Raw genomic sequence first — 7496 nt, 5'->3', positions numbered from 1 at the left:
GACTTCTCGATCGAGGTGGTGCCGACGAGGATCGGCTGGCCCGCCTTGCTGGCGCGGCCGATCTCCTCGACGATCGCCTCGTACTTCTCGCGGGCGGTGCGGAAGACCTGATCGTCGTTGTCCTTGCGGATGACGGGCAGGTTCGTCGGCACCGACACCACGCCGAGCTTGTAGATCTCGAGGAACTCCTCGGCCTCGGTCATCGCCGTGCCGGTCATGCCGGCGAGCTTCTCGTAGAGGCGGAAGTAGTTCTGGAACGTCACGCTCGCCAGCGTCACGTTCTCCGGCTTGATCTGCACGGCTTCCTTGGCCTCGATCGCCTGGTGCAGGCCCTCCGACAGTCGCCGGCCGGTCATCATGCGGCCGGTGAACTCGTCGATCAGCATCACCTCGCCGCCCCGGACGATGTAGTCCTTGTCGCGCTTGAAGAGCACATGCGCCCTGAGCGCCTGGGTGACGTGATGCACGAGCGTCGTCGACTCGGGATCGTAGAGGGTCGCATCCGGGGGCAGCAGGCCGAGCGCGTGCAGGCGCTGCTCCACGTATTCGTTGCCGTCCTCGGTCAGCGTCGTCGTGCGCTGCTTCTCGTCGAGGTCGTAGTGCTCCGGCGTCAGCTCCGGGATCACCTTGTCGATGGCGATATAGAGGTCGCTGCGGTCCTGGCTCGGGCCGGAGATGATGAGCGGCGTGCGCGCCTCGTCGATCAGGATCGAGTCGACCTCGTCGACGATGGCGAAATAGTGGTCGCGCTGGTTCACCTGCGCGAGGTCGGACTTCATGTTGTCGCGCAGGTAGTCGAAGCCGAGCTCGTTGTTCGTCGCATAGGTGACGTCGGCGTCGTAGGCGAGCTTCTTCTCCTCCTCGGGCTGCCCGGGCACCACCACCCCGACGGTCAGCCCCAGCGCATGATAGACGAGGCCCATCCACTCGGCGTCGCGCTTCACGAGATAGTCGTTGACCGTCACCACATGGACGCCGCGTCCGGTCAGCGCGTTGAGGTAGACCGGCAGCGTCGCCATCAGGGTCTTGCCCTCGCCGGTCTTCATCTCGGCGATGTCGCCACGGTGCAGGAAGATGCCGCCGATGAGCTGCACGTCGAAGGGGCGCAGGCCGAGGGTGCGGCGCGCCGCCTCGCGCGCGTTGGCGAAGGCCTCGGGCAGCAGGGCGTCGAGGCTCTCGCCCTTGCCCAGCCGGTCGCGCAACTCCTGGGTCTTGGCCCGGATCCCCTCGTCGCTGAGCGCCTGGAACTCGGGCTCGAGCGCGTTGATCCGGTCCACCAGCGGCCTGACCGCCTTGACCCGGCGGTCGTTCGGGGTGCCGAACACCTTGCGTGCGAGCGAGCCCAGTCCAAGCATGAATGCGTTCCTTAAACGTGCCGGCCGGCGTTCCCGTCCCCTGACGGGTTTGTCATGCCGGGGGCGCTTGTTCCGCCCTGGCGATCGGTCTAAGACGTCGCCCCTATCGGGCCGGCCTCCGACGGGTCGGGACATAAGCGGCGCGCCCGAGCCTGTCAACGGGACCTCCCGGGGCGGGGTTTGCGTCGGGTTTTCAACAGGAGCACATCTCATGCGCCGCCATCTGACCGCCGGACTCCTGGCCGGTCTCGCCCTTGCGGGCGCCGCCCATGCCGAGGACCAGGCCGCCCCGGCCGCGACCGAGACGGCCGCCGCGCCGGCCGACTGGACCGCCGAAACCGTGCTCGCCACGGTCAACGGCCGCAACATCACCCTCGGCAACCTGATCTCGGCGCTCTCCTCCCTGCCGCCGCAGTACCAGGGTCTGCCGGACGAGGCGCTGATGACCGGCCTGCTTGACCAGCTCGTCGACCAGACGCTGCTCGCCGACACCGTCTCGACCGACCCGGCCGAGGATCCGCTGGCCGTGCGGATCGCCGTCGAGAACGAGCGCCGCGGCACGCTGGCCTCGCTCGCGGTCCAGGAGCGTGTGGGCAAGCCGCTCGACCCCGCGGAGGTGCAGGCCGCCTATGACGCACGGGTGGCCGCCCTCCAGCCGGCCAAGGAGTGGAACGCCGCGCACATCCTCGTCGCGACCGAGGAGGAAGCCAAGGATATCAAGGCCCAGCTCGACGGCGGCGCCGACTTCGCCGCCATCGCCAAGGAGCGCTCGACCGATCCGGGCTCGGGATCGAACGGCGGCTCGCTCGGCTGGTTCGGCGCGGGGCAGATGGTGCCGGAATTCGAGACGGCCGTGGTGGCGCTGCAATCCGGCCAGATCTCCGATCCGGTGCAGAGCCAGTTCGGCTGGCACATCGTCCGCCTCGACGAGATCCGCGACAGCGTCCTGCCGTCGCTCGATGAGCTGCGGCCCGAGATCGAGAACGAACTGCGCCAGAAGAAGCTCGAAGCCGAGCTCGCCGCGCTGCGCGCCGCGGCGACGATCGAAAAGCCCGAGACCGGGGTCGCGCCCGCCGCGATCCGTCAGCTCGACCTCCTCACCAACTGAGGCGACGACGATGGCCAAGGGCGCGCTCCCCGTCTCGCCGCTCGCGCCCGCGGGCGGGTTCCCGGCCCTGCCGGTGGTGGCGGGCGTGCGCTTCGCCGCCATCGCCGCCGGCGTCCGCTATCCCGGTCGCGACGATGTGATGCTGGTCGAGATCGAGGCCGGCGCAGCGGCGGCCGGCGTCCTGACCCGTTCGGCAACCCGTTCGGCCCCGGTGCTCTGGTGCGAGCGTTGCCTCGCCGGGCAGCGTGGCTCGGACGCGGGCTTCGCCGTTCTGGCCAACTCGGGCAACTCCAACGCCTTCACCGGAGGGGCCGGCCGCGCGGCCGTGACCGCTACGGTGGAGGCGGTGGGACGCGCGCTCGGTCTGACCCCCGAACGGGTCTTCGTCGCCTCGACGGGGGTCATCGGCGAGCCGCTGCCCGCCGCGCGCATCGTCGCCAGGGTCGACGCGCTGGCGGCCGCGCTCTCGCCTTCGGCGGGCGAGGCGGCGGCGCGGGCGATCATGACGACCGACACCTTCGCCAAGGGGGCCGCCGCGCGGACCGAGATCGACGGCGCGCCCGTCGCCATCGCCGGCTTCGCCAAGGGCTCGGGCATGATCGCTCCCGACATGGCGACGATGCTGGCCTTCGTCTTCACCGACGCTGCGGTGGAGCACGACCTGCTGCAACGGCTGCTGTCCGAGATCAACGCGCGGACCTTCAACTGCGTGACCGTCGACGGCGACACCTCGACCTCGGACACGCTGCTGCTTTTCGCCACCGGCAAGGCGGCGATGGCGCCGCTGGCCGCCGAGGACGATCCGCGTCTGCCGGCGTTCCGCGACGCGCTCGAGGGCGTGATCCGCGACCTGGCGCTTCAGGTGGTGCGCGACGGGGAGGGCGCGAGCAAGTTCGTCGAGATCAACGTGACCGGCGCGGCGAGCGACGAGGACGCGGCAAAGGTCGCGCGCTCGATCGCCAATTCGCCGCTGGTCAAGACCGCGATCGCCGGCGAGGATCCGAACTGGGGCCGCGTGGTGATGGCCGTCGGCAAGTCCGGGGCCGCCGCCGACCGCGACACGCTCGCGATCCGCTTCGGGCAGGTGCTGGTGGCGGAGCGCGGCATGGTCTCGCCCGAGTATGTCGAGGCCGAGGCGGCCGCGCACATGAAGGGCCAGGAGATCGGGATCGGCGTCGACCTCGGGATCGGCGGGGGCAAGGCCACGGTCTGGACCTGCGACCTGACGCGGGCCTACATCGACATCAACGCCGACTATCGTTCGTGACGGCGGCGGGGCAGGGCGAGGCGGGCGCGAGGCTCGTCCTCGTGGTCGCGGTCGCACTCGTCGATCCTGACGGGCGCGTGCTGATCGCGCAGCGCCCGGAGGGCAAGGGCATGGCCGGTCTCTGGGAGTTTCCCGGCGGCAAGGTCGAGCCCGGCGAGCGGCCGGAGGCGGCGCTGATGCGCGAGCTCCACGAGGAACTCGGCATCGAGACCTGGGCCTCCTGCCTCGCGCCGCTCGCCTTCGCCAGCCACGCCTACCCCGACTTCCACCTGCTCATGCCGCTCTGGGTCTGCCGCAAATGGGCCGGCGTCCCCCGGCCGCACGAGCACGCGGCGCTGAAATGGGTGCGTCCCCGCGACCTCGCTTCCTATCCCATGCCGCCCGCCGACCTGCCGCTGCTGCCGGTGCTGCGCGACCTCCTCGGCTGAGGCTCGGCACGGAGGGGCGCGGCGTCCGCGCGTCAACGACCCGCAAAGAAGTGGCAAGCCCGGTTCCAGCCCGGTTCCAGCCCACCGGCGATGCTCCGGCCTGTCAGGCCGCCATCGCGGCCGCGAGTTCCGGCGGCAGGTCGAACTCGGCCAGGGCGCGCTGGCGCGCCTCGGGCGACATCTTGCGCGCGGTCCTGGCGACGATCTGCTCGATGCGGTCGGGGTGCTGCGGGGCGAAGTCGGCGAAGTGCCAGCGCAGGAAGACGAAGCAGATCACGTCCTCGAGCGCCTGCGTCTCCGGGTCGCGCTTCAGCCCCTCCTTGCGCAGCATCGCCCCGACGTGCGCCCGGTCCGCCGCATCGTAGCCGGCCTCGGCCATGAGGCCCTCGACGCGCGCGGCATGCCGGCGGCCCTGCTCGGCGCGCCAGGCGAGATAACCGGCCCGGTCGTCGGGATAGGCGCGTCGCGACAGCTTCCAGCGCTCGATGTGCTGGCCGCGCGCGGCGATGCGCAGCGCGTCGGAGGCGTCGGGAAACAGGCGGTCCAGCTCCGCGCTCATGCGCTCGCCGTAGACGAGCGCAACCGGCCGCCCGTCCGGCTCGCGTTCGGGATCGGCGGCGTTGGCGGCGTCGATGGCGGCGAGCACCGCAGAAAGACGGCCGTCCTGTGCTGGTCCCATGTCTCGCGCGCCCCTTCGGTCTCGGTGGGTCAGCTTCGCCGATCGACGAAGCCTCCACAAGATCCCTGCGACCGTTGGGTCGCCCGGTCAGAAGCGATGGGCGAGGACGAGGAGCACGCTCTCGACGCCGGGGTTGTCGATGGCGGTGGAGGCGTTCGACTTGTGGTTGGCCGCGAGACCGAGCCACCAGCCCGGCGCGACGGCGACGCTGACGCCGAGCTGCGAGCGGAACATCGGGAACTCCGAGCCGAGGTCGTTGCCCCACTCCCCCTCGCCATAGCCGCCGAGCATCACGCTCGCCTCCAGCCGGATGCGCTCGCCCAAGGGGACGAACACGATCGGGCCGGCGCCGCCCCAGAGGTCGTGGTCGTCCGCCTCGATTGCGACCGCGAGGGCCACCTCGAAGCGGGAACGGGCGAACAGGGGACCGGTGCGGGCCTCCACCGCGAAGTCGGCCACGCCGTCGCCGCGGAGGTTGTCCATTCCGACCGCAGCCGCGAATTCGAAGGCGCCCGCCTGCGGGGTCGCCAAGAGCGCCGCGCACAGGCATAGCGCACGGACACGGCGCGTCGTGGTCAAGGCGTTCGGCTCCCCAGTCCCGGCTCCGTGGCCGGTCGAGAAATACGAGCAGACTTATGCGCGCCGCGCAAGGCCGGCGGAGCGGGCGACGCGGTCCCGGCTCAGCTGGCGATGAGCGCGACCCAGACGCCCCCGAGGACGAGGCAGGCGAGGCTGACGGGGATGCCGGCGCGGCAGAACTCGCCGAAGCCGATCCTCACGCCACGCTGCGCCGCCTGCTCGACGACGATGATGCCGGCGAGGCTGCCGAAGACGACGAGGTTCGACGAAAATCCGGTGCCGAGCGCGATCGCGGCGCCGAGCGCGTCGGCGTCGGGGCCGCGCTCGAGGAAAGGGGAGAGGAGCATCACGGCGGGGTTGTTGCCGACGACGTTGGAGAGGACCGCGACGACGCCGTAGAGCGTGACCGGCGAGGACAGGTCGAGACCCGCGGCGCGGAGATCGGCGAGGAGGCGCTGCGGCAGGCCGGTGGCGGCCAGCGCGGCGTTCACCACGAAGAGCCCCATCAGGAGAAGGATCAGGTTGCCATCGACGTTCTTGAGCAGGTCGCCCGAGGCGACCTGGCGGTTGACGAGGAGGAACGCGGCGGCCCCCAGCGCCACGAGGTCGCGGCTCCAGTCGGTGAAGACGAAGGCGAGGACGACGGCGAAGGTGACGGCCGCGGCCTTCAGCGTCTCGACGCGGTTCGGCTCGGGCGTCGGGGCGGCGGGTCCGGCGTGCGGCGTGCGCGCGAGGGTCCATCGGCCGCGGTAGAGCAGCACGACCACGCCCCAGACGATCGGCAGAGACAGGATCGCCGGGACGGCGGCGAGGCGCAGGAAGCCGGTGAAGGAGATGTGCAGCGCCTCGGCGGCGATCATGTTCTGCGGGCTGCCGATCAGCGTCCCGGCGGAGCCGGCGTTGGCGGCGAAGCAGAAGCCGAGCAGGAAGGGCGTCGGGTTGAGCCCGCGCGCCAGCGTGATCGAGACGAGGAGCGGCGTCATCGCCACCACCACGACGTCGTTGGTGAGGACCGCCGACAGCGCGCCGCCGACGGCGACGAGGAGGCCGAGCAGGGCGGGCGGGGCTGCGTCGCGGCTGGCGACCTTCGCCGCGGCCCAGGCGTAGAAGCCCGAGACGACGAAGGCGGCTGAGACGACCATGAGGCCGAAGAGGAGGCCGACGGTGCGGTAGTCGATCGCGGCCCAGGCGGCGTCGGCGGTGATGCGGCCGGCGGCGATCATGACCAGCGCGCCGACGACGGCCGCGCCGGTGCGGTCGACCTTGAAGCCCGGCAGGTGCCCGAGCCCCATCGCGAGGTAGACGAGCAGGAAGACGGCGACGGTCAGGTCCAAGCGGGGCCTCCGGGACCGGAGCCCGTGCGGCCGTCAGGCTCCATGCCCGGGCTTCGCTGGGTCTGCCGCGGCCGTGTCGTAGGCCTTGCGGATCGCGGCGAGATCGACGGTCGGCTTCGGGCGCTTGAGCTTCAGGTCCTCGAGCGCGTCGTGGATGATCTGCGAGACCGCGAGGTTGCGGAACCACTTGTGGTTGGAGGGGATGACGTACCAGGGCGCCGTCTCGGTGGAGCAGTTCTCCAGCATGGCCTCGAAGGCCTTGACGTAGTCGCCCCAGAGCGCGCGCTCGGAATAGTCGCTGTCGGAGATCTTCCACTGGCGCGCCGGGTCGTCGAGGCGCTCCTTGAAACGGGCGAGCTGTTCCTCGGGTGAGATGTAGAGGAAGAACTTGAGGATGGTCACGCCGCTGTCGGCGAGCAGGCGCTCGAAGGCGTTGATGTGGTCGTAGCGACCCGACCAGACGTGCTTCGGCGCGAGCTTGTGGACACGCACGACGAGCACGTCCTCGTAGTGCGAGCGGTTGAAGACCGCGATCTGGCCGAGCCCGGGCGTGTGCGGGTGGACGCGCCAGAGGAAGTCGTGGGCGAGGTCGGCGGCGGTCGGCTCCTTGAAGCCGGTGACGGAGGTTCCCTGCGGGTTCATCGCCGAGATGACGTGCCAGCACACGCCGTCCTTGCCGGCGGCGTCGATGCCCTGGAGCACGATCAGCAGCGCATGGCGACGCTCGGCGTAGAGGCGTTCCTGGG

At 70.9% G+C, this 7496-nt stretch carries 7 protein-coding genes and 1 pseudogene; 3 read left to right on the top strand and 5 right to left on the bottom strand.

What is annotated here, in order from left to right; translation table 11 throughout:
• Positions 1-1355, bottom strand: a pseudogene (locus KBA23_RS14665) (preprotein translocase subunit SecA); the annotation flags it as partial.
• 211 nt (positions 1356-1566) lie between these two features.
• On the opposite strand from KBA23_RS14665, the gene KBA23_RS14660 reads away from it, so the two are divergent.
• Genes KBA23_RS14660 through KBA23_RS14650 form a run of 3 tightly spaced genes read left to right on the top strand, consistent with a single transcriptional unit; the run spans position 1567 to position 4158 of the window.
• Positions 1567-2463: a peptidylprolyl isomerase gene (locus tag KBA23_RS14660; RefSeq protein WP_290742333.1), complete on the top strand. Its 897-nt coding sequence runs from the start codon at positions 1567-1569 to the stop codon at positions 2461-2463.
• A gap of 10 nt (positions 2464-2473) precedes the next feature.
• Complete coding sequence (gene argJ / locus KBA23_RS14655; RefSeq protein WP_290742331.1) at positions 2474-3730, top strand: bifunctional glutamate N-acetyltransferase/amino-acid acetyltransferase ArgJ; 1257 nt, start codon at positions 2474-2476, stop codon at positions 3728-3730.
• Positions 3727-4158, top strand: a complete 432-nt coding sequence (locus KBA23_RS14650; RefSeq protein ID WP_290742328.1) for a (deoxy)nucleoside triphosphate pyrophosphohydrolase — start codon at positions 3727-3729, stop codon at positions 4156-4158. Before argJ ends, KBA23_RS14650 begins: the two co-directional genes overlap by 4 nt.
• A 103-nt stretch (positions 4159-4261) precedes the next feature.
• On the opposite strand, the gene KBA23_RS14645 is transcribed toward KBA23_RS14650, so the two are convergent.
• From KBA23_RS14645 to KBA23_RS14630, 4 genes are all read right to left on the bottom strand, one after another.
• Complete coding sequence (locus KBA23_RS14645) at positions 4262-4837, bottom strand: DUF4202 domain-containing protein (RefSeq protein WP_290742325.1); 576 nt, start codon at positions 4835-4837, stop codon at positions 4262-4264.
• An 87-nt stretch (positions 4838-4924) separates the two neighbouring features.
• The gene (locus KBA23_RS14640; protein WP_290742322.1) at positions 4925-5320 is read right to left on the bottom strand and encodes an acyloxyacyl hydrolase; all 396 of its coding nucleotides are present in this window, start codon (positions 5318-5320) and stop codon (positions 4925-4927) included.
• Positions 5321-5517: 197 nt separating this feature from the next.
• Positions 5518-6750 carry an SLC13 family permease gene (locus KBA23_RS14635; RefSeq protein ID WP_290742319.1) on the bottom strand — a complete coding sequence of 411 codons (1233 nt, stop codon included), beginning with the start codon at positions 6748-6750 and terminating at the stop codon, positions 5518-5520.
• A 33-nt stretch (positions 6751-6783) separates the two neighbouring features.
• Positions 6784-7496, bottom strand: a 713-nt coding sequence (locus KBA23_RS14630) for a PPK2 family polyphosphate kinase (protein ID WP_290742316.1), incomplete at its 5' end; no start/stop codon positions are given.

It is taken from the genome of Amaricoccus sp., from assembly GCF_017995835.1.
Classification (GTDB): Bacteria; Pseudomonadota; Alphaproteobacteria; order Rhodobacterales; family Rhodobacteraceae; genus Amaricoccus.
This window is presented reverse-complemented; position numbering and strand designations above follow the sequence as displayed.

Excerpts from the sequence above, each read along its gene's own strand:
- argJ (WP_290742331.1), top strand. The coding sequence starts at position 2,474 with ATGGCCAAGGGCGCGCTCCCCGTCTCGCCGCTCGCGCCCGCGGGCGGG.
- KBA23_RS14645 (WP_290742325.1), bottom strand. The coding sequence starts at position 4,837 with ATGGGACCAGCACAGGACGGCCGTCTTTCTGCGGTGCTCGCCGCCATC.
- KBA23_RS14660 (WP_290742333.1), top strand. The coding sequence starts at position 1,567 with ATGCGCCGCCATCTGACCGCCGGACTCCTGGCCGGTCTCGCCCTTGCG.
- KBA23_RS14640 (WP_290742322.1), bottom strand. The coding sequence starts at position 5,320 with ATGGACAACCTCCGCGGCGACGGCGTGGCCGACTTCGCGGTGGAGGCC.